Origin of the sequence: Negadavirga shengliensis (genome assembly GCF_042652345.1) — a bacterium.
GTDB lineage: Bacteria > Bacteroidota > Bacteroidia > Cytophagales > Cyclobacteriaceae > Negadavirga > Negadavirga shengliensis.
Genome location: NZ_JBHSJJ010000011.1, coordinates 55,540 through 77,728, shown reverse-complemented (window position 1 = coordinate 77,728; position 22,189 = coordinate 55,540). Strand labels below are relative to the sequence as shown.

General features: G+C 46.1%; 15 protein-coding genes. 13 read left to right on the top strand and 2 right to left on the bottom strand.

Features of this window, described 5'->3' with window-relative positions:
* Nucleotides 1–6 precede the first annotated feature (6 nt).
* Together ACFPFU_RS17735 and ACFPFU_RS17730 are read left to right on the top strand one after the other, a co-directional pair.
* Nucleotides 7–1,620 carry a BCCT family transporter gene (locus ACFPFU_RS17735; RefSeq protein WP_377066517.1) on the top strand — a complete coding sequence of 538 codons (1,614 nt, stop codon included), beginning with the start codon at nt 7–9 and terminating at the stop codon, nt 1,618–1,620.
* Nucleotides 1,617–2,477 (top strand): universal stress protein, encoded by an 861-nt coding sequence (locus ACFPFU_RS17730; protein WP_377066515.1) that lies wholly within the window; start codon nt 1,617–1,619, stop codon nt 2,475–2,477. Before ACFPFU_RS17735 ends, ACFPFU_RS17730 begins: the two co-directional genes overlap by 4 nt.
* A 34-nt stretch (nt 2,478–2,511) precedes the next feature.
* Here ACFPFU_RS17730 and ACFPFU_RS17725 read toward each other — a convergent pair whose 3' ends face one another.
* A complete protein-coding gene (locus tag ACFPFU_RS17725; protein WP_377066513.1) occupies nt 2,512–4,089 on the bottom strand; it encodes a beta-N-acetylhexosaminidase in 1,578 nt (525 codons plus the stop codon).
* 172 nt (nt 4,090–4,261) lie between these two features.
* Between ACFPFU_RS17725 and ACFPFU_RS17720 the strand changes: the two genes are divergently transcribed.
* The 9 genes from ACFPFU_RS17720 (at nt 4,262) to ACFPFU_RS17680 (ending at nt 17,936) form a co-directional block, all read left to right on the top strand.
* Nucleotides 4,262–4,999: an NYN domain-containing protein gene (locus tag ACFPFU_RS17720; protein WP_377066511.1), complete on the top strand. Its 738-nt coding sequence runs from the start codon at nt 4,262–4,264 to the stop codon at nt 4,997–4,999.
* 214 nt (nt 5,000–5,213) lie between these two features.
* Nucleotides 5,214–6,491 (top strand): DUF445 domain-containing protein, encoded by a 1,278-nt coding sequence (locus tag ACFPFU_RS17715; protein WP_377066509.1) that lies wholly within the window; start codon nt 5,214–5,216, stop codon nt 6,489–6,491.
* A 314-nt stretch (nt 6,492–6,805) separates the two neighbouring features.
* Nucleotides 6,806–7,690, top strand: a complete 885-nt coding sequence (locus tag ACFPFU_RS17710) for a hypothetical protein (RefSeq protein WP_377066507.1) — start codon at nt 6,806–6,808, stop codon at nt 7,688–7,690.
* Between the two features lie 138 nt (nt 7,691–7,828).
* Nucleotides 7,829–8,317, top strand: a complete 489-nt coding sequence (locus ACFPFU_RS17705) for a DUF445 family protein (RefSeq protein ID WP_377066505.1) — start codon at nt 7,829–7,831, stop codon at nt 8,315–8,317.
* 1,143 nt (nt 8,318–9,460) lie between these two features.
* Entirely contained in the window at nt 9,461–11,188 is a 1,728-nt protein-coding gene (locus ACFPFU_RS17700) for a cupin domain-containing protein (RefSeq protein ID WP_377066503.1), read from the top strand.
* Nucleotides 11,189–11,291: 103 nt separating this feature from the next.
* Nucleotides 11,292–11,819 (top strand): sigma-70 family RNA polymerase sigma factor, encoded by a 528-nt coding sequence (locus tag ACFPFU_RS17695; protein ID WP_377066501.1) that lies wholly within the window; start codon nt 11,292–11,294, stop codon nt 11,817–11,819.
* Between the two features lie 145 nt (nt 11,820–11,964).
* Nucleotides 11,965–12,921 (top strand): FecR family protein, encoded by a 957-nt coding sequence (locus tag ACFPFU_RS17690; RefSeq protein ID WP_377066499.1) that lies wholly within the window; start codon nt 11,965–11,967, stop codon nt 12,919–12,921.
* Nucleotides 12,922–13,047: 126 nt separating this feature from the next.
* Nucleotides 13,048–16,488, top strand: a complete 3,441-nt coding sequence (locus ACFPFU_RS17685) for a SusC/RagA family TonB-linked outer membrane protein (protein WP_377066497.1) — start codon at nt 13,048–13,050, stop codon at nt 16,486–16,488.
* A gap of 11 nt (nt 16,489–16,499) precedes the next feature.
* Entirely contained in the window at nt 16,500–17,936 is a 1,437-nt protein-coding gene (locus ACFPFU_RS17680) for a SusD/RagB family nutrient-binding outer membrane lipoprotein (protein WP_377066495.1), read from the top strand.
* A gap of 1,005 nt (nt 17,937–18,941) precedes the next feature.
* Here the strand turns inward: ACFPFU_RS17680 and ACFPFU_RS17675 are convergent.
* Nucleotides 18,942–19,715 carry a hypothetical protein gene (locus ACFPFU_RS17675; protein ID WP_377066494.1) on the bottom strand — a complete coding sequence of 258 codons (774 nt, stop codon included), beginning with the start codon at nt 19,713–19,715 and terminating at the stop codon, nt 18,942–18,944.
* 139 nt (nt 19,716–19,854) lie between these two features.
* On the opposite strand from ACFPFU_RS17675, the gene ACFPFU_RS17670 reads away from it, so the two are divergent.
* Nucleotides 19,855–20,712, top strand: coding sequence for a hypothetical protein (locus tag ACFPFU_RS17670; protein WP_377066492.1), 858 nt, complete (start codon nt 19,855–19,857; stop codon nt 20,710–20,712).
* Nucleotides 20,706–21,920 (top strand): T9SS type A sorting domain-containing protein, encoded by a 1,215-nt coding sequence (locus ACFPFU_RS17665; RefSeq protein WP_377066490.1) that lies wholly within the window; start codon nt 20,706–20,708, stop codon nt 21,918–21,920. Before ACFPFU_RS17670 ends, ACFPFU_RS17665 begins: the two co-directional genes overlap by 7 nt.
* The last annotated feature ends 269 nt before the right edge of the window (nt 21,921–22,189 follow it).

Here is a 22,189-nt window from a genome sequence, read left to right as displayed (position 1 = left end):
TATTGTATGCAGACAAAGAACCGATATTTTGATATCCACCCACCCGTATTTTGGCCATCCGTTATCCTGATCGTTTCTTTTATTGCGGTCACCTTGATGGTGGGTGAACCGATGGCTGTTGTATTTGAAGAATTAAAAGGATATGTGACTGCAAACGCCGGATGGGTTTTTATCATCGCTGTCAATGCTTTCATAGTTTTTTGTTTCTACTTGGGTTTTAGCAAGTATGGAAAAGTAAGGTTGGGAGGAAAAGATGCCGAGCCAGAATTTTCCACGGGCTCATGGTTTGCGATGTTGTTCAGCGCGGGAATGGGTATTGGCTTGCTGTTTTGGGGGGTAGCGGAGCCGGTAAACCATTACGCAAGTCCTCCGTACGGTGAACCGTTTACGGTAGCTTCCGCCGAAAGGGCCATGAACCTCACTTTTCTTCATTGGGGATTTCATGCCTGGGCCATCTATGCCGTGGTGGCTTTGTCATTGGCCTTTTTTGCTTATAACAGGAAGCTGCCGCTTACCATCAGGTCGGTGTTTCAGCCTCTTCTGGGGGAAAGAACAAACGGTTGGATGGGAGACGTCATTGATGTCCTCGCTGTTTTGGCCACCTTGTTTGGATTGGCAACTTCTCTTGGGCTGGGGGTGAAACAGGTCAGCGGAGGGTTGTACTATCTTTTTGGCCTGCCCAATACCGTGACGGTCCAGGTATTGCTGATCGCCGGCATTACGCTGATAGCAACAATTTCTGTTGTTTCCGGAATTGATAAAGGAGTGAAATTTTTGAGTGAATGGAATGTGCGTATTGCAGCCATCCTGTTGGTCTTTGTTTTGATTGTGGGACCTTCTTTATTTATTTTCCGTTCTCTTGTACAAAATATTGGCAATTATCTGGATAATATTCTGCACGTGTCTTCTTGGACAGAAGCCTACAGGGACAATGGCTGGCAGGGAGACTGGACCGTGTTTTATTGGGCATGGTGGATTTCCTGGTCACCCTTTGTGGGGATGTTTATCGCCAGGGTGTCCAAAGGCAGAACCATACGGGAATTTATATTTGGTGTATTATTGGTGCCTACCGCGCTGACTTTTCTTTGGCTTACCGCTTTGGGCGGATCGGCCATTTTTTTGGATATGCAGGAAAGCGCTTCACAAGTTACGCCGGAGCATGAATTGGCGTTGAGAATCAAGGCCGACGAATCCACGGCCTTGTTTGTCTTTTTTGAAAATTTCCCTTTAAGCACGCTGGGGTCTGTGATCGGGATTTTGCTGGTTACCAGTTTTTTTGTCACTTCTTCTGACTCTGGATCCTTGGTGATCGACAGCATCACGGCCGGAGGCAAACTGGATTCCCCTGTGAGCCAGCGGGTTTTTTGGGCTACAGCCGAGGGCGGAGTGGCAGCGGTGCTGTTGATCGGTGGAGGGTTGACGGCTTTGCAGACGGCCGCCATTACCACAGGGCTTCCCTTTCTATTTGTTTTGGTGGTCATGTGTTACTCCCTTTTCAGAGGTCTTCAAAAAGAATACGCCCGTTTGAGGCAATTTGATGAGGATGTTGACAGGAAATCTTATGAAAAACGCTTGTCCGAAGTTATTTTGAAAAAGCTTGAACAAAAGAAAAAGCCATGAAGGAACTGAAACACATAGGGCTATTTGTTGACCTATCGGGAATGGATGAACTGCTTCTCCGCTACATAAAAAAGTTGGATGATGTATTTGATTTTGAATCACTGACCTTGGTCCACTTTGTCGCAATGGAAGAACTGCCCACAGATATAAGCGCCATGCTTCCGAGCTTGGAACAGTCCCTGGAAGAAGCGTTGGAAGAGGAACTATACGATTTGGTAGAAAAAGTTTTTGGCCAAAAAAAATCCACCATCCATGTCCATGTATATACAGGTGGTAAGCTGGATCAGATGATTGATTGGGTGGATGAGCAAGGATTTGACCTGGTTCTTTTTGGGAAAAAATCATGGCATCAGGGATCGGGAATCTTCAGCAGCAAAGTGGTCAGGCTCACTTCCAGCAACACGCTTTTCGTTCCCGAAACTTCGCACCCTTCTTTTGGCAAGTTGGTGTTGGCACTGGACTTCTCGGATTATACCCCGCGATGTGTGGAGGTCACCGAAATCATAGCCGGAAAAACCGGTGCAAGGATATTGCCGGTACATGTGCTCAAGGTGGGTGTACAGTATTTCCCTTATATCGGGAACAAATCTGAGCTGCAAAAAGGATTACGGAAAAAAGCTGAAACCAATTACCACAAACTGCAAAAGAAAACCGGCATGGATGCGAAGATGGAGATTCTTGAGGATAAGGAGGTCCCCATAAGCATGGATATTTATAATTATGCTGTTCGTCAGGGAGCTCATTTGATTGTGGTAGGGAACAAGGGCAAATCCGATGACGATGATCTGCTGATCGGTTCCGTGGCAGAAAGACTCATTGCCCATGATAAGCACTTGCCGGTATTGGTAGTGAAATAGGGAAGCACTCCCATGAGGGATCCAAGGAGATATTTTAAGGCCGGTAGATGGGTTCGGGATGAAACTCCCCGTCTGTGGGATGATAGAAGTACAATCCCTGCGTTTGGTAAAGTTCCAGATGTCGTGGCAATCGGTCCATAAATTCCCTAAAACCGCGGTGTTCCGGTAAAGTCCATGCCGCTTCAGACAACGCGGCTATCCGGGGGAAAAGCATGTAATCCAGCCTGTTTTCATTGTGAATGGTTTCTGTCCATACATTGGCCTGTAAACCCAGGATGAGGTTTTCCTGTTCGGGTTTGACATTGAATTTTTCTACATCAAATTCGTAAACCGCCTGCAAGGGACTGTAGGCACCGTCCCATTTTCTGCCAAATTGATGGCTTTCTTCCTGTACAAAATCAAAATAAAAAGGGATTCTTGGACAAATTACCGTAGGATAACCGTTTTCCAGGGCAAGATGGAGTTGCTCCTCTTTGTCATGCCTCCACCAGAGCATCACACTTTTGTCTTTTGGCAGGCTGGCTCCGGCCATTTCGTCCCACGCCAAGACTTTGTTGCCGCGTACAAACAGGGAATCTGCCATTCTTTGGAAAAAATAATCCTCCACAGCTTTTAAATCCTTTAGGTTTTCCTTGGCCATCAGCTTTTTAACCTCCGGATCATTGGGCCACCTTTCATTGCCGAAACTCACTTCATCCCCACCCAGATGGATGAGATTGCTGGGGAACATCGTGTCAACTTCTTTAAGGATATTGCTGAGGTAATGATAAGTTTCTTCTTTACCCGGATGGAAAGTAAACTCGGGATACCGCTCCGAACCTCCCCCGCTGTACTCCGGATAAGCCCTGTTGGCAGCCGTGGCATGGCCGGGCATGTCAATCTCCGGGATGATTTCTATTTTCCTTTCTTCGGCATACCTTACAATGTCGTGGATTTCTTCCTGGGTATAGTAAGAAGCGGGCGCATAGGGATCCGTATGGTTACCCACACCACCCACAAGGGCCAGTTTAGGGAATTGCTTGATTTCCAGCCGCCACCCCGGGGCATCGGTAAGATGCCAGTGGAATTTATTCAGTTTGTAATAAGCCATCCAATCCAGGATTTGTTTGACCTTTCGCACCCCAAAAAAATGCCTGGATTCATCAAGCATCAATCCTCTCCAATCATAAGCAGGTTGGTCCTGGATGGACCAAGTTTGCAGTGTATAAACACCCTCTTCCTTGTCTGATGCCTGTATGAGCTGCAAGAGGGAAATGATTCCATAAAAAACCCCCGTGTTATCCCCTGCTTTGATTTCGATGCGGTCATTCTGAACAATCAATTCATAACCTTTCTGCACCCCGCGGTCTATCATCAGGTGAATGACATTGTTGTCTTGTTGCTTTCCGGTTGACAGGGTCAGGGAAGCCAGCCGGAACAATTCCTTCTGCAAATAATGTCCTTCCGTCGCCAGCCCTTTTTCAGCGATGATGCCGACATTTTCATCCAGTATAAATTCTCCCTCTGATAAACCATACGTGTGGGGGAGGGGGATAATAGGAGGGGTTTTTTGGGGAAAAACAGGACCGGCCACGGCCATCATCCAACAAAACAGGTAAAAATATTTTTTCATAGGTTATTCGATTTGGATTTTTGGATATCAAAGATAGAAATATAATGGACATCATCAGCCCTACGAGAAACCGGGATAAGGGACGGTATTTACTATGTTGGTTTCAATTATAGAATAATAGCGCTATTTTTAGAACAGAACTGGATTTTTACATTTATCCGAGCAATCACTTATGCAAACAGATATAAAAATAGCCGTATTGATAGATGCGGATAATGTCCCTTCCCACAATGTCAAGGAAATGATGGAAGAGATCGCCAAATACGGTAACCCTACCATCAAGCGTATTTATGGCGACTGGACCAGGCCCCAGCTGGGTAAATGGAAGAACCTATTGTTGGAAAATGCCATCAATCCCATCCAACAATATGGCTACACCACAGGAAAGAACGCGACAGACTCCGCCATGATCATCGATGCCATGGATATTTTATATTCGGAAAAGGTAAACGGATTCTGTTTGGTGTCCAGTGACAGTGATTTTACCAAATTGGCCACCCGCCTGAGAGAAGCGGGGATGTTGGTGCTGGGCATGGGGGAAAAGAAAACCCCGGATCCATTTATCGTGGCCTGCGACAAATTCATCTATTTGGAAATCCTGGGGCAGGACAGTGATGAGGAGACCAAAGAGAAGAGAACCGGTCGTCCACAGGTAGACAAAATCAATCCGAAACTTATCCGTTTGATCTCCAGTACGGTATCGGACTTGGCCGATGATGACGGCTGGGCTTTTTTGGGAGAAGTAGGCAATTTGCTTCAAAAGAAGCAGCCCAATTTTGATTCCCGAAATTATGGCTTTCAAAAACTTACGCCCTTGATCAAATCCATTAATAAATTTGAAGTGGAGGAGCGGGAAAACCAAAAAGGAAGGTTCAAGCTGATTTATGTGAGGAACAAGTCGGGAAAGTAAGGAATTGTGAACTGTCCATGATGAGGTAAACAACGGCTAAATGCCCCGCGGCAACCCAATCTCATATTTTCAAGCTTTCCCCATAAGCGTACAGGTAAGCCGCTAACATTTCTTCCGGAAATGGCGGGCTAAGATTTCTAAGTTCCTCTATTCAGCAACCATGGTCTGAAATTTGAACGGTTGGGAAATACATCACAAGCATTGCAACGACAAATTGAAAAGCAGAATAGGTCATATATCCCTGATTTGTGCCATCGCAGGTTTTTTGCTGCTGGAAGCGGCCATGCATTTTGATCTTTTGGCAGGGCCGTTCTGGAGAATCCTGGCCACTGGCTTCGAGGCGGGCACCATCGGCGGGCTTGCGGATTGGTTTGCCGTCAGCGCCCTGTTTTATGAAATCCCCATTCCTTTGGTGAGGCGGCATACCAATATTATCGTCAAAAACAGGGACAAGCTGACGGAGGGCATCGTGGAGTTGGTCACCACCAAGTGGCTTTCACCGGAGATGCTTAGAGAGAAGCTTGCCGGCGTGGAGATCGCAAAAAACGTGGTACAGGTGCTGGAGGAACCCCATAACATGGACAGGACACTTGATTTTATCAGGACGGTTTTTTATCGTTTTACAGAGGACCTGGACCATCCCAAAATGGCCGTGCTGTTGCAGAAGCTGCTGAAAGACCAAATCCAGGATCTGGACATAGCCGGGCCTTTGGGCAGTTGGCTGAAAGAAGCAGTGGGACAGAAAAAACACCATGAGATTCTGGAAATGGCCATTGGGGAAATCTCCAAATCCATAGAAGAACCGGATACCAGAAAACTGGTGTACAAAAAACTGAAAGCCGCGGTGGAGGAGTACGCCCAGAAGGATTGGATCAAAAAATCAGCCATTTGGCTTGGTAAAAGAACGGGCGGAATAGACCTGGATTTGTTGACTGACCGCTTGCTGGATCTTGCGCTGGTGTTGATGGGGGAAACCAAGAATGACCCGCAACATCCGGTACGCCAAAAGCTGGACCAATACCTGTTGGAATTTGCCAATGCCCTTGAGTCCGGGGAAGAGCAGGCGGTAAGTTATGTAGAGCAGTTAAAACATAATTTTATCCTCAATGACACGGCCAGGGTCATTATCCAGGACATGCTTTATAAGTTAAAAAACACGCTGGAAGGTCAATTGTCCCACGCGCGCACGCCCTTTATGGAATTGGTCAAACGGCAGCTGGTCAGGTTTTTGGATGAACTCAAGGGAGACCCGGAGGCCCAGGCAAAATTGGACGCCTGGCTGAAGGAATCCCTGGAAAAACTGGTGGACAAGTACCACCCTGAACTGGGCAATATTGTCCGCAGCAGCCTTGGCAGACTGGATGACCATGGCATGATGCAGCAGATCAAGGACAAGGTGGGCGACGACCTGCAATATATCCGGCTGAACGGCGCCGTGGTGGGGGGCTTGGTGGGCATCGTGATTGCGGTGCTGAGGTGGTTGCTGCTTTGATGTCTTACTCCTGTGGAGGAATTTAAAACATACACGCCATCTATGGGAAAGCGCTTGACACCTTGCTTTATATTTGCGCTCACGCAGCTTGGCCCTCCGGGGTTTCCGGGCTTGACACAACAGGGAACAGCGGGGATATGGGGTGCGACTAGAAAGCGGCCCTTCCAGTTTCACAACAATAGAAAAATCCCGACAACTGATAAAAAAATCCATATCCCTTTGTAAAATAAGTTCTGAAAAAAGTTTAAATTTAAGTTTACCGATCCCGGTTTTAAATTACCAGGGCTTTAAGGGGATACCCATCCTATAGGAACATGATTCTACGGAGCAAAAAAATGGTGGTATGGGGAATTCTGCTGCTGTTCACCGGCAGTATTTCAGCCCAGATCGTACCGGGTGAGCGGGATTCTATCCCTATTACCAAACCCAAAGCCCTTCAAAGCAGGTATGTTGTCAATCATTCTCCAATAGGTGAAATAAGATTGGTGAAAAGGGGAATCAGGTCCCTTGATGCTGAAAGAGAAAGTTTTTGGGGCCGGCTTACTGGTGGGGCAGTCACTCTGATCTCCGGTCTTCCAACTTCTTATTCAGGTAAGAGCCTTTGGTTATCGGAAAATGAGTTGATCAGTTCTGATCCGGCCTTTTCCTGGCAGGTTCCGATTTTTATACACGGCGAGGAATTCAGGAGCAGGGAAAGGATAAGAAACGAAGATGGCAGCAGGAGCGTGGAGACCCAGATAGGTGTATCGGCGGACTGGACCGAAGGGGCTTTTGGCTTAATATTGGAGGGCAGCGATACGCTGGGAAGTTTTATCCTTTTACCGGATCAGTTTATGGAGCGATCCGGATTTTATTGGCTTTCCAGGTTAGAAAGGGAAAACAGTAATCTGACTGCTTTTATCGAAAAAAACGAACCTGTTCAGGTCAATTCCGATTTTATGGTGAAAGCCGTATTCCGCGGAAAGGAATTGACCATGGTTTCAAGCGGGCGTGGGTACAGGTCGCTTATCCTGTTGGAAGACGAACCGGTTGCCGTTTTTCAAGGCGAGCCCAATTTCATTGTTCTGAACAAGAAAAACAGGATATCACCTTATATGTTGGCCGTTAAAGATAAAATAGATAGGGGTGACCTGATCCGGTTGGGACTGCTAAATACCTTAATCGCTAAATTCCTGAGGGAAGAACACCTAAGCGAGTAAATAAAATAGGAGGCATATGCCCTAACTGCTCATTGGAAATAGTTGATAAGGTAGATTTTTTTTGCCAGCGCTTGAAGGCCGTAAGCAAAATTGGCAATTATCAATAAGTTCCTGTATTCGGCAACCATCCTCCGAAATTTGAAGAGTAGGACTTGGGGCATCGTGGAGCTGATCACCACCAAGTGCCTTTCACCGGAGATGCTTAGAGAGAAGCTTGCCGGCGTGGAGATCGCGAAAAACGTGGTGCAGGTGCTGGAAGAACCCCACAACATGGACAGGACACTTGATTTTATCAGGACGGTTTTTTATCGTTTTACGGAAGACCTGGACCATCCCAAAATGGCCGTGCTGTTGCAGAAGCTGCTGAAAGACCAAATCCAGGATCTGGACATAGCCGGGCCTTTGGACAGTTGGCTGAAAGAATCCCTGGAAAAACTGGTGGACAAGTACCACCCTGAACTGGGCAATATTGTCCGCAGCAGCCTTGGCAGACTGGATGACCATGGCATGATGCAGCAGATCAAGGACAAGGTGGGCGACGACCTGCAATATATCCGGCTGAACGGCGCCGTCGTGGGGGGCTTGGTGGGCATCGTGATTGCCGTGCTGAGGTGGTTGCTGCTTTGAAGGTTGATTCCGGGAAGACAGGTATGGCAGCCATTGTAAAGAGGGAGATGGCCCGCCTCTTAATTTGAGGTTGCGTATATTTGTCCACGGATTTCACGGATTGACACGGAGGGGAATGATAGGAATATGGGAAGTGCGATCCTTTTGCTTTTCACGGGTTTTTTAATGATCCAACGCCTCCCGGACAGTCCAAAGGATTGCTGAAATGGTAATCTTTTCGGGGTTACTCCTGAAATTTTTTAAAACTTTATATTTTAAGCGGATTTTTTTAAATTATATGTAAAAATTAAATCAAATCATTATCTTGTTATTAATTATTGAAAATATTATCTACCTTTGCAGTATCAAACGAAGGGGTAAAAGAATTCCTTCGGTATACTGTAGGGTGTTGAAACAGGTAGCCAAGCCCTTGAAAAGAGGGTGGAGAAAACGGGAAAAGCCGCAGCCGATCAGATGGCGAGGCCAAACCGCTCCATGAAGGTTCAATCCCTTCTCCTACAGCTGGTTATTTTGGGTTTATTGTTAATTGACTAAAGCTATGGAACGTTGTTTCATGGCTTTTTTTATGCCTTTTTTGGAACCCGACCAAACCGACAAGCTGGGAGGCCGGTTTCTGTGATATGAGGTTTTCCCGAACTCCCCGATGTTATTAAGTTAAGAAGTTTTTTTCTGGCTGTCCCCCCTCTCCAGATAATGGGGGAAGGGGCACCCAACGCACAAATCATCGCGGAAAGCACCCTCTTTAGGGCATGTCCAGGACCATCGGGAGGATCAAGAGGTAAGTATCAGATCACCCTAAACATACGACCCGACTCTGGATTATAGAAGGTTTTAAATGGGGGCAGAACCCGCGTAGCGGGTGAAAATACTGTACCCGGGGATTTCAATCCCCGGACCCTATGGAACGGATTTCACAGGATTTTGGCGTGCGTTTTTGCGGGGAACCAAGCAAAAACTATGACAAAATCCAACCGGAATCGAATATCATATACAGTAACGTCAATCGACTCAGGTTGATGGCTTCGCATATTTTCCTACACTTGGTAAAGGGGAGTAAACACCTGGGATTTCCCTTACGGTATATCAGGGACAAATGGAATCCTGTTTTTTTCCTATATTAGACAAGCATATAAACCCAGATACATGAACCGCAGAAAATTTATGGAACAGAACGGGCTTTTGGCAGGTTATGCCGTTTTTTTGCCCGGCGGTTTGTCCGGGTTATTGTCCCCTGATAAAGCCGTTTTGCCTGTCAAAAAACCCAATTGGCTGGTCCAACTGATCCATATGAATGACGGGAATGTAGAGAATTTAAGGTTCAAGAGAATCACCAACCCGGAAGATCCTGGATATGGCGGCATATCGGATGCATATGGTATGGCCAGCGCGCATGCCGTCACTTCTTTTCTGAAATCCGGTATCTGTGCCCTGGCCACCGAAGAATCAAAATTTTACAACAACGAATCACTCTCCAAGGAATTGCTTGCTGCAGCTGAGTATTTAAAGAAAGTGCAGCATGAGGATGGAACCATTGACCTGTTGAGCACCAATTTTCACAGCACACCGGATACAGGTTTCATCGTAAAATGGCTTTGCCCCACGTACCATTTGCTGGAAAGAGGCCAGGTGCCACAAAAAGAAGCGTTAATGACCGCACTGGCCGGGTTTCTAAAAAACGCGGGAAAGGCGTTGGTAACAGGGGGGATCCATACACCGAATCACCGTTGGGTGGTGTGCGCGGCTCTGGCCGGTTTATACCGCATATGGCCCGAACAGGCTTATCTGGAGCGGGCAGAAACCTGGCTGGCGGAAGGGATTGACCTGGATGAGGACGGGCAATATGAAGAGAAAAGCAGCTATATTTATTCTTCCCTTAGTAACCGGGTGCTGATCAGTACCGCGAGGGGTTTTGCCGGAAAGGAATACCTTTTGGATGAGGTGCGGAAAAACCTGGACATGACTTTTTATTACCTTCATCCTAACGGGGAAATCGTTACCGAAGCTTCAGGCCGGCAGGACAACAGCATTGTAGGGCATTTGGAAAGGTATTATTATCCCTACCGCTACATGGCGCTATTGGACAATAACGGTTACTACGCCGCCGCATGCAGGCTGGTGGAAGAGACGGCCTTCCCCAAAGTGGTAGGCGATATCCAGTACTTTCTGGAAGACCCGGCATTATGGGAAGAATTGCCGGCAAGAAAGCCTTTGCCTACGGATTATAGCAAAAAGTTTCCCAACTCAGGACTGATCCGGATCAGAAGGGGAGATTACGATGCGTCGATTTTATTGAATAACGCGGTATTTTTTACTTTCCATAAAGGGAATGCCGTGTTGCAAGGCGTGCGTCTTGCGGCTGCTTTTTTTGGAAAGGGGCAGTTTGTATCGGAAGATTTCAAAGAAAAAGGGGGGGAGGTAATACTGGAAAGAAGCCTGGAAGGCCCCTATTATCAGCCCTTCCCCAAAGAAAAAATCCCGGGAGACGGAGATTGGTCCAAAATGCCGCGGAGCCAAAGAGCGCAATCAGAGGTCCAAAAGTTAAAGACGTTGGTGAAGATCAGGGAAATACCCGAAGGGTTTGAACTGGAAATCGATATACGGGGTACCGATCATGTGCCAGTGGCATTGGAACTGATATTCCGGCCGGGCGGGAGTTTCTCCAAGGTCGAGCAGCACGAAAGTATGGATAAGGTGTATTTTTTGAAATCCGATGAAGGCAGGTATACCTGTGGTGGGGATACCATCGTATTTGGCCCCGGGCAGCATGGGCATGAATGGGTAGAGATCCGGGGTGGGCTGCCCAGAATGGATGCACCTACGGTATTCTTGACAGGGAGCACGCCGTTTCACCATAAGTTAAAGGTATCATAGTGAAAAAATTAATAATAAAATAACTTGTCACTACCGATCTGATCTGATACATTGGTATAAATTTGTGGAAAGCGAAATTTTCCATATGTTATTGTTTTCCCCTATGTTATTGTTAAGGTCTCATAGACAGTTCAAGCAGATTTTTGAAGAGTACTGGGATATCATGTACGTGGCAGCATACAGCAGAATACCCAATCAGGAGATCGTGGAGGACATCCTGCAGGAAATTTTTGTTGATATATGGCAGCGCCGCAAATCCATCGTAATCAGGTCCACATTGAAAGCCTACTTGCTTACTGCCGTTAAATACAAAGTATTGAAACATATCGATGCTTCAAGACGACTGGTTTTTGAATCGATCGGCGAAACCAACTTGGAAGCGGCACGGGAACAACCCCTGGCGCTGGAAGATATTTATGATCAGTTGGAAATCGTGCTTTCACGGCTGCCGGAAAAACAGCGTCTGATTTTTAAAATGGGCAGGCTGGAAGGTTTTTCTGCGGAGGAGATCGCCCAGGCACTGGGTTTATCCACCCAAACCGTCCACAACCATCTTTCAAAATCCACCAAACTGGTCCGGGCAGAGTTAAAACATTTTGCTGCGATTCTCCCTTTTCTTTTTATCCCATAAGCCGCACAAATCAGGATTTTTTCCGGTAAGAATGCCGGTATGTTAACAAAAGATTATATCCCTTGAATACATTAACAAATATTTAATGGTTGTTGACGGTAAGTCTGGTAGTTTATTGGGACTATAATAATGAAAGGTCACCCATATGAAGTATAGCAGGTTATTATTGGACAGTATATCAAGATTGTTGAGAGGCAAAGCTTCCCATAAGGACATAAAGGACGTCAATGATTGGTACGACAGTGTCCGGCAGGAAGAGGTTTTCATCGAAGATCATAAGAACCGCACCAAATCCATGGTAAAACAGGAGCTGTGGGAAAAGGTAAACAGGGACATCGCCTATAAAAAGCCGGCCTACAGGCGATGGGTATTTTATACCGCGGCATCCATTAGTCTTCTGTTGGTTGCTTTTTATATGGGCAATCATATGACACACAGTCCTGCTCCCGACGAATCATTTTTTAAAAGAGTAGAAAATGGGGCGGGGATGAAAAAAAGGGTAAAGCTTCCCGATGGCTCCGAAGTGGTATTGTTTCATCATACGCAAATAGAAATAGCTGAAGATTTTTCGCAGAACAGAAACTTGAAATTAAAAGGCAAGGCGCTTTTTCATGTGAGCAGAGATGAGGATCATCCGTTCACGGTATCCACCGACCAATCCGTTACCACCGTCTTGGGGACTTCCTTTGTGATAGAAACAACCATGGAAGAAGGAGAAAGGGTGGCGGTAAAAGAGGGCTTGGTGGCTGTCCGGGATGCCGGAGGGGAGCGGTTTCTGTTGAACAGGAACGAGATGCTGACGATACGGCAAGGCGGAAGTATAAAGGAGCCGGTATCCGATGAAAGACTTGCCTTTGGATGGGCGGATGATTGGATAGTTTTTGAAAGAACCGGTGTGGTGCAGGCCATGACCATGTTGGAAGACTGGTTTGGCGTGGAAATCGACCATAATCTCGGGGATGGGAACAACGGCTGCCTATTGACGGGAGCCTATCATAAGATGAGCCTGGAGCATATTCTGGAAGCGATAAAATACTCTATCCCGTTGGATTACGAGATGTATAAAAATAAAGTGAGTATCAGTTTTAAATCCTGCAAATAATGCAAATAAAAAGGGAAGGACCGTTGCACCGGCCCCTCCCTGGTTTTGAATAGTTCAAATTTCTCATTACAAGAAACAGTCAAATTTATGAAAAAAAATGTACACCTCTCATTAATCAGGATCTCGATGAGAACATTTCACGTCTTGTTTCTGCTCTGTTGGCTGCAAAGCCTTGTTTGGGCGGGAAACACCAATGCCCAGCGGCTGGACGAAACCATCATAAAGGTTTCCGAAAAAAAGCAAACGGTATCCCGGTATTTCAGGGAAGTGGAAGCACAAACACCGTTTAAATTCTCTTATGAAAACAAGCTTCACCTGGAGCAGGAAGTCGCTTTGGAAAAAAGACGGATGACTTTGGAAGAAATGTTGGTGGCGATATCCGGCAGTACGGATCTGAAATTCAAACAAATGAACGAAACCATTGCGGTGAGTCTGAAGGAAACCAACCCGTCCCACAAGAAGGAAGAAGTATCCATCACGGTCAGCGGCAGGGTTCAGGATGGGGAAACGGGAGAGTACCTGCCGGGGGTAAGCGTGATCGTGAAAGGCAAAAACAGAGGAACGGTCACCGATATAGACGGGGCTTACTCTCTTCAGGTGGACCAGGGTGATGTTCTTGTTTTTTCCTACGTCGGCTTCAGACAGGAGGAAGTTCTGGTGAACAACCAATCCAGCATTGATGTAAAACTGACCATGGACGAAAGCGCCCTGCAAGAGGTCGTCGTGACCGCCCTGGGAATCAAGAGGGAAGAAAAGGCCTTGGGATATGCCACTCAGAAAGTTTCCAATGAGGAGCTTTTGGATGCGCGTTCCAATAACTGGTCCGACGCCCTGATAGGTAAGGTGGCAGGATTAAATGTGATGTCCGCGGGATCCGGCCCGATGAATTCCTCCCAGATCAGTCTAAGAGGAGACAACTCCCTCAATCCCAACGGTAACTTTGCTTTGATTGTCGTCGATGGGGTGCCGATGAACAGCGGGTTGACTTCTTCCGGCGTAAACAATGCCTATGGAGCCGGCTCAGGCAATGACGTTCCGGTGGATTTTGGAAACGGCATAGCGGACCTCAACCCGGACGACATAGAAAGCATCACAGTCCTAAAAGGCGCCAGTGCTTCCGCACTTTATGGAAGCAGGGCGGCTAACGGCGCGCTGATCGTCACCACCAAAAGCGGCCAGAGAAAGAAGAAAGGCATTGGCGTGAGTGTCAATACCAATGTGAGCTTCAACGATGTGCTGAGGTGGCCGGACTACCAATATGAATACGGGCAGGGAACAGGAAATGCTTTCAACAGCGATGGAGAGCTGTATTATTCTTACGGTGCGTCCGAAGACGGTGCCAATACGGGAGGTACCAGCAGCGCTTTTGGTCCCAGGTTCGAAGGCCAGTACTATTACCAATACGATCCCGCTACAGAGGGCCAGTCCCCTGAGAGAAGATTATGGAGGCCGTATGAAGACAACATTAAAGGATTCTGGAGAACCGGCTTCAACATGGTCAACAATGTGTCCTTGGAAGGCAATACCAACGCCGGAGCCGTCAGGGCCTCCATCACCCACACCAAAAACGAGTGGATCATGCCCAACACCGGTTTCGAGCGGTACGTGGCCGCATTGAGCGTGCAGCAGAAAATCAACGACAGGTTGGCAATAAACGGCAAGGTCAACTACATCAACAAAAGGAGTGACAACCTCCCTGCAACAGGATACAACAACCAGTCCATCTCTTATTTTATGATTTTCCAGAACCCCAGCATCGATTTGGACTGGTACCGGCCAATTTGGAAGCAGGGCATGGAAAACGTGGATCAGGTCCACCCCTTTAGCAGCTTCATAGACAATCCTTTTCTGATTGCTTACGAGATGACCAATGCGGTAAACAACAATACCGTAGTGGGGAACCTGTCGGCTACCTACGACTTTTCCGATAAGTTCGACCTGATGTTCAGATCCGGGGTGGCCATGAGCCAGGAGGAAAGGGAGCAACGGAGGCCATACAGCTCAGCCAACTTTCAGAGAGGCTATTTCAAACAACAGGACATCACCAATTATGAGATCAACACAGACTTTTTGCTGACTTACAAAGAATCTTTTGAAAAATTTGATCTCAGGACCAGTCTTGGAGGCAACCAGATGGTGAGAAACTACCGGCTGATCAGTGCCGAGGTAGACGGTCTGGTGATTCCCGGATTATTCACCCTTTCTAACGGGATCAACATTCCCGCGGTCATCACGAGCGACAATGACCGGGTGATCAACAGCCTTTATGGTCTGGTATCCATGTCCTTTGACGATAAAATCTTTATCGATCTTACAGGAAGGAATGACTGGTCCAGTACTTTGCCAAGACAGAACAGAAGCTTCTTCTATCCTTCTGTGAGCACCAGCTTTGTCCTTTCGGACATGGTCAATCTGCCCCAGGCCTTTTCTTTCGCAAAACTCAGGCTGTCAGGCGCACAGGTAGGTAACGACACCCAACCCTATAGGACCAGCAAGTATTATGGACAAAGCGATTTTCCGGGCTCCGGATCGGTACCGACCACACTTTATAATACCAACTTTAAGCCTGAGATCACTACGAGCTACGAGGCAGGTCTTGAATTGATTTTTTTTAACCGAAGGTTGGGAGCGGATATCAACTTCTACCAGACGCTGACCAGGAACCAGATCCTTGAAGTGCCGGTAGACATCACCACCGGGTTTTCAAGGGCCGTGCTGAATGCCGGGAAGGTCCAAAATAAAGGCGTCGAATTGGTGCTGAACGGAAGCCCGATAGCCAGAGGAAACTTTAAATGGAATACCTTCATCACCTGGGCCAGGAACATCAACGAAGTGAAGGAACTGGCAGATGAGATGGACGGGCAACAGGTCATAGGCACCGGTGGTAATGCTTCCATCATTGCGAAGGTAGGAGGGACCACAGGCGATATTTACGGTTTCGGCTTCGTAAGATCCCCGGATGGAGAGATTGTTTATAACAATGGGCTGCCCGTCAGGCCTCAGGAAATCCAGTATATCGGTAATGCCTATGCCAGGTGGAAAGGCGGTATCCGAAACGAGTTGGCCTACAAAAATTTAAGAATGTCGTTCTTGCTGGACGGCCAGTACGGGGGCATCATTTATTCCCAAACCCACCATAAAATGTCCGAAATGGGCAAGCTCAAGCATACGCTTATGGGACGTGAGGACGGATTTATCATAGGAGAAGGGGTTGTGGACAATGGCGACGGTACCTATTCTCCCAACACGGAGCCAACCACCATCCCGAATTATTACAGGGAATACTACCGCAGGGCAAACGTGGAGTCCAACTCTTTTGATGCTTCCTTTATCAAGCTAAGGGAATTGCGTTTTGAATACAATGTTCCTTCAAAATTGTTGGACAGGATGCTGGTGGAAAGGGCTTCCATAGCCTTGTATGGAAGGGACCTGGCCATGTGGACCAAGTTCCCCATATTTGACCCTGAAACCGCAGCACTTAACGGCGGCACTTTGTTGCCCGGCGTTGAAATGGGCCAATTGCCTACGCCCAGAACCTTTGGCGTGAACCTAACCCTTAAATTCTAATCGATCCAGCCATGAGAAATATACAGAAGATATTCGTCGCATTCGCCGTGTTTTTTGTGGGACAATCCTGCATACACGATTTTGAAGAAGTCAATACAGATCCCAACAGAATAGACAGGATCAGTCCGGGAACGCTTTTAAATCCCATTCTATATGGGGTTTCCAGCTTCAATACCTCCAGAGCGGACGCATTTACTTTTCAGATCATGCAGGTAGCATTGCCTTTTCCCAGCGCCACCGGGGGCCTGCACAGGTATGATGTGAGTGAGGCAGCCGGCAATTCCACTTGGAACACCTATTATCGGTGGCTGATAAATATCAAGGAAATGAAAGAAGCGGCCATCAACGCGGAAGACCCCAACTATGAGGCCGTAGCGCTTACCTTAAATGCCTGGGTGTACAGCTTGTTGTCGGACAGTTTTGGGGATGTGCCTTTTGAAGAAGCTTCCCGCGGAGAAGAGGGGATTTTCAGGCCAAAATTCAACACACAACAGGAAGTTTATACGGCTATTCTATCGGACCTGGAGCGGGCCAATTCCCTGTATGACCTGGGCAGAAACATGATCTATGGGGAAGATATTCTCTTCCAGAATGATGTGGCCAGATGGCAGAAATTCACGAACTCCCTTCACCTGAGGTTGCTGCTGCGGGTTTCCAACAGGACGGAAACCAATGCCTTCTCCAGAATGGCAGCGATCGTCCAGAACCCGGAAACTTACCCGGTATTCAATTCCACGCAGGAATCAGCCATCTTGAAGATTACCGGCGTTAACCCTAACCTCTCTCCCTGGGGAAGGGCCATTGATTTCACCACTTTCAGGGCAATGTCTGCGTTTTTTATAGACAGGCTCAATGAACTGGACGATCCGAGGAGACCGGTTTTTGCTACGGAGGCGAGGGATCCGGATGGCCAGACCACGATTGGCTATAAAGGGATTCCCAGTGGCTATGCCACAGGGGATTCTGAGTTCAACTTCTCGCCGAGTAACCACAATATAGCCTTGGTGCAGGTGCCCATGATTTCACTGATACTGACTTATGCTGAAGTGGAATTCATCAAGGCGGAACTGGCTTTGAAGGGACACATCTCTTCAGATCCCGAAACGCACTACAACACCGCTGTGGAAGCGGCCATGGAGCAGTGGGGGGTAGATATTCCTGAAACGTATTTTGAAAATACTGCCGCGGCTTTTGATGGCACCCTGGAAAAACTGATGCTGCAAAAATACCTCGGCCTGTATTTCAATGATTACCAACAGTGGTTTGAATACAGGAGAACGGGATATCCGGTCTTGCCGAAAAACGCCGGAATGCTAAATGACCAGCTTGTGCCCGTACGGTTCAGGTATCCGGTAGATGTGCAGATCAACAACACGGAAAACTACAACGAAGCCGTGGCCAGGATAGGGACCGATGACATCAACACAAAAGTCTGGTGGGAGGAATAACATGATGGAAACTAGGGTTCAATGCTAACTGTCGAAGATTATAAACAGCGGTCAAACCCGCATAGCGGGTGAAGATACTGTACCCGGGGATGGCAATCCCCGGGCCTATGGGAGGGATTTGACAGGATTTTGGCGTGTGTTTTTGCGGGGAGCGGCGATCTGAACAGACCGGCATCTTGATCCGCTGCGTTGAGTATTTGTCCACGAATTTCACCAATTTCCACGGATTTGTTTTTGGCCCGGGGTTCTCTGCCGGCTATCGGGGATTTCTTAAGGATGATACAACCGGCGTAGCGTGTGAAAATACTGTGTCCGGGGAACTGCAATCCCCGGACCCTATCGACGGATCTCATAGGATTTTGGCGTGTGTTTTTGCGGGGAGCCAGGGAAAAACCAGGCAAAGCCCACCCGGAATTGACATAGAAAAAACCTAATTGGCTCGTCTATGGCAATGGGCAAAAAGCTGAAAAACCTGAGTTTGAATCTGGTTATCGAAGATTTACGGCGACAAAACCCGCGTAGCGGGTGAAAATATTGTACCCGGGGATTTCAATCCCCGGATCCTATGGAAGGGATCTCATAGGATTTTGGCGTGTGTTTTTGCGGGGAGCCAGGGAAAAACCAGGCAAAGCCCACCCGGAATTGACATAGAAAAAGCCTAATTGGCTCGTCTATGGCAATGGGCAAAAAGCTGAAAAACCTGAGTTTGAATCTGGTTATCGAAGATTTACGGCGACAAAACCCGCGTAGCGGGTGAAAATATTGTACCCGGGGATTTCAATCCCCGGATCCTATGGAAGGGATCTCATAGGATTTTGGCGTGTGTTTTTGCGGGGAACCAAGCAAAAACCATGACAAAATCCCAATCGGAATCGAAAATTAGATGCAGTAACGTCCATCGAGCATGCAAATGTTCCGAAACCCTTTGATGTTTTGACAAAGCCACGGATACCTGAAAAATCACTTGTGTATCCGTGGCTTCTCTGTTTTTTTCCAAAGAAACGGTCAATAATATTCAAAAACCACCCTCGCCTGCAGCTCAAAACCCCAGGTAGGCGCATAAATCCTTTTTTCCACCAGGCGGTCCTGATCATCATAGTCAAACTCCTCAATATTTCCCTCCCCTTCCTCAGGGATGGTATCCCCACGGCTCACAAAATATTCCTTGGCCACCAAACGATTCTTTTCATCATAACGGTACAGGTGGCCTATGGCAATGTCCCCCGCACTATATTGTCTCATAGAGGCTATTCTCCCATTTTCCAAATAAGTATAAACCTCCCGTTCCCCCCGAACATCCCTTTCGACCAGCTTTCCGGCATCGTTATAAGTATTGCGATATACTACATCCTGACTGCCGTCCGCCCGGTGAACATGTAGTTCTATCGGTCTGTTTTGTGAATCAAAAACTTTCTTATAAGCAAGATTGAAACTACATTGATCATCCACCAAATCGTATTTTTTTTCCCAAACTAAACAGTCGAGTTCATTATAGGTGTACGTGTTGATTTTATGAAAAATCTGATTGATCAGGTGGGTTTCTGAGAGCATTTTGGCCAGTCTGTATTGTTTATCATATAAATATTCGGACACACCGTTTTCCATAGTGTTCGTTCCGCTATAAATATATGAAAACGCTAACTTTCCTTCTGGCTTAAAATAATTGTCTTTTCCAACTGCACAATCCAGTTCCATTTCTCCGGCTCTCTCCGCTTCGTTTTCGGGCACACATCCGCTGGAAAAAACTATGTAAAGCAATATCAAACTAAATTTCTTCATTTTTACTTTGATATTTAGTTAATAGAAGTTAAATTTAGGTAATAATCATTAAAATATATAATAATATGAAAAAATATTACTAGTGATTATTTTTTCTTTTGCACATCTATTTTGTTTTGGACAGGTTAAAGTAGAGAAAGTGGATAAAGAAAAGATAAATGAATTTGATTTTGGAATTAGGTCAAAGACGTTGAACGTTGTAATTCCCGATAAGGAAGGAAAGTTAATGGAAGTTGAGGAAAGATTATCCGCTATGCCCATAGAAGGACCTGTTCCGATTGGAATTGTTGCAAAATTTATTGTGGACTTCAATTCACTGAGTGAAAATTGTTTTGGCAATTACTGTTACAAAGAACTGATAATCCAATCGGAAAACAGTAAATCGATGGGGATTGTGTTTGACAGTTTTTACCTTTCTGAAAATGCGGAATTTTATATAGTCAATGAAGAAGCACATTATCTCCAGGGTCCTATAAGGGCAGAATACGTATCCTCTCCCGATAAATTTATATCTGCTCTAATGCCGGGTGATAAGCTGAAGCTATTGCTTGTAGAACCTGTTGATGAGCGTGGAAAAAGTAGTATAAAGGGGTCCAAAGTTTCCCATGGTATTGTGGATTTTCATGGTGCGGGAATTGCCAGGGAAGATTGTAATTTTGGATTCAATTGTTCGGCTGAATGTAACAACAATGTAAACTGTTTTTCTGATTATCAAACCGAAGCCAATGCTGTATGTTTAATTGTGGACATGGAAAGTGGTCCTAACATTATGTATTACGGTTCAGGAAGTTTGATTAACAATGGGAAACAGGATTTTGAACCAATAATTTTAACTTCAGGTCATACGGCTCCTAATCTTTATTTAGATCATCTACAGTTTGTATTCCATTATCGAAGTCCGCAATGTAGTCCAAATACCGAAGGACCTTTATCGATTTGGGTACAGGGAGCGCAGACTTTGGGAAACACGGTCGCTGAAACAGATTTGAATTGTTAAAATTAACCACAAACCCTCATAATAACCCAGTATTTTCAAACAACCCCGTCTCTTTTTTGGGATGGAGTATCAAAGAAGAACTTGTAGAGGATGTAGCCGCAATTCACCATCCTTTAGGGGACGTACAAAAGATTTCTTTCGGAGAAGATTTGGGGACCTATATTGATATTGATGATAGGGAATATTGGTCTTATCATTGGCATAACGGCATTACCCAACCAAACAGTTCTGGAAGTCCATTTTTTAATGAAAATAAAAAAGTCATAGGTGCAGTTACTGGGCGGGAACCTCCCCACTCCAATATTATGGATTGTAATTATGGAACTAATACCAGACCATTAAGCGGGAAACTACATCTAACATGGGAGGAGTTCGGACAATTTTTGGACCCCGATGATGAGAATATAGTAGAAACAAGTACCATTGTAAACCAGTCCGGTGCAATTATAAAGTCTCAAATTACAGGTCCTGATGTTTTATGTACGACGGAAACCTATACCTTACAGAACCCTGCCATAGGAGGTGTTTCTTGGGAAGCCAGCCCAACCCATTTTTTCACCAATAGCTCAGGTACAGGAACAACAGCAAATCTAAGTCTTTCAAGTTCAACGGCTGCGGGAACGGCAACCTTGACTTATACGTTTCCGGGTCTGGGAACTTCCAACAATCAAATTACTAAACAGATTCAGGTTGGTCCAGAGTATCCCGATTTTGATTTTTATTATTTCCCAACCTGTACAAGCCCTAACCAAGTCATTACTGTTGTAGCAAATATAACTCAAGTGGACTATGATTGGACTGTAAACGGTGGGAGCATAATGAGCGGACAAGGTACACAATCCATAGATATCATGGTTGGCGGCAGTGGTTTTATATCTGTCCATTGTTTTGTGTCAAACGGGCCGCTGGCATGTGGAGGCCCAAGAGGCACAGTATCTCTTTATCCTATGTCCTGCTTTAACTTGGGAGAAAGCAATGTGACAATCTATCCTAACCCCGTAAAGGACATCCTCCATCTTAAGAGCGAGACAGAAGAAAATTTCACGGGTGAAATTCTGCTGATCGATGCCCAAAATAATTTGAGGAAAAGTGTTGCGGCGGATGGTTGTGAAGTTGCCATAGATGTTGTCGGTCTGCAGCCGGGGGTTTATCATGTCACTTATACTGTAGGTGGAAAATACCAAGTGAAAAGAATCCGTATCGAATGAATTATTATCCTCGTACCGGTGGATAGGAATATCTATGGTTAGATCCTGTAAAAGAAAGTCGAAAATCTGCTTCGACTTTCTTTTCATTTGCTTGTAAATATAAGGGTTCGTCTACTTTTTGCTCGGAAAAATTATAAAAGTAGTCTGTTTTGATATTTGTATAAAAAGTTATAGTTCTTGTATAACCCATTGGATTGTGTTGCGCATTATTTACAGGGATTATGTATTGATCAAACAATAAAGTAGGTAGTATAGATTCCAAGCTGAAC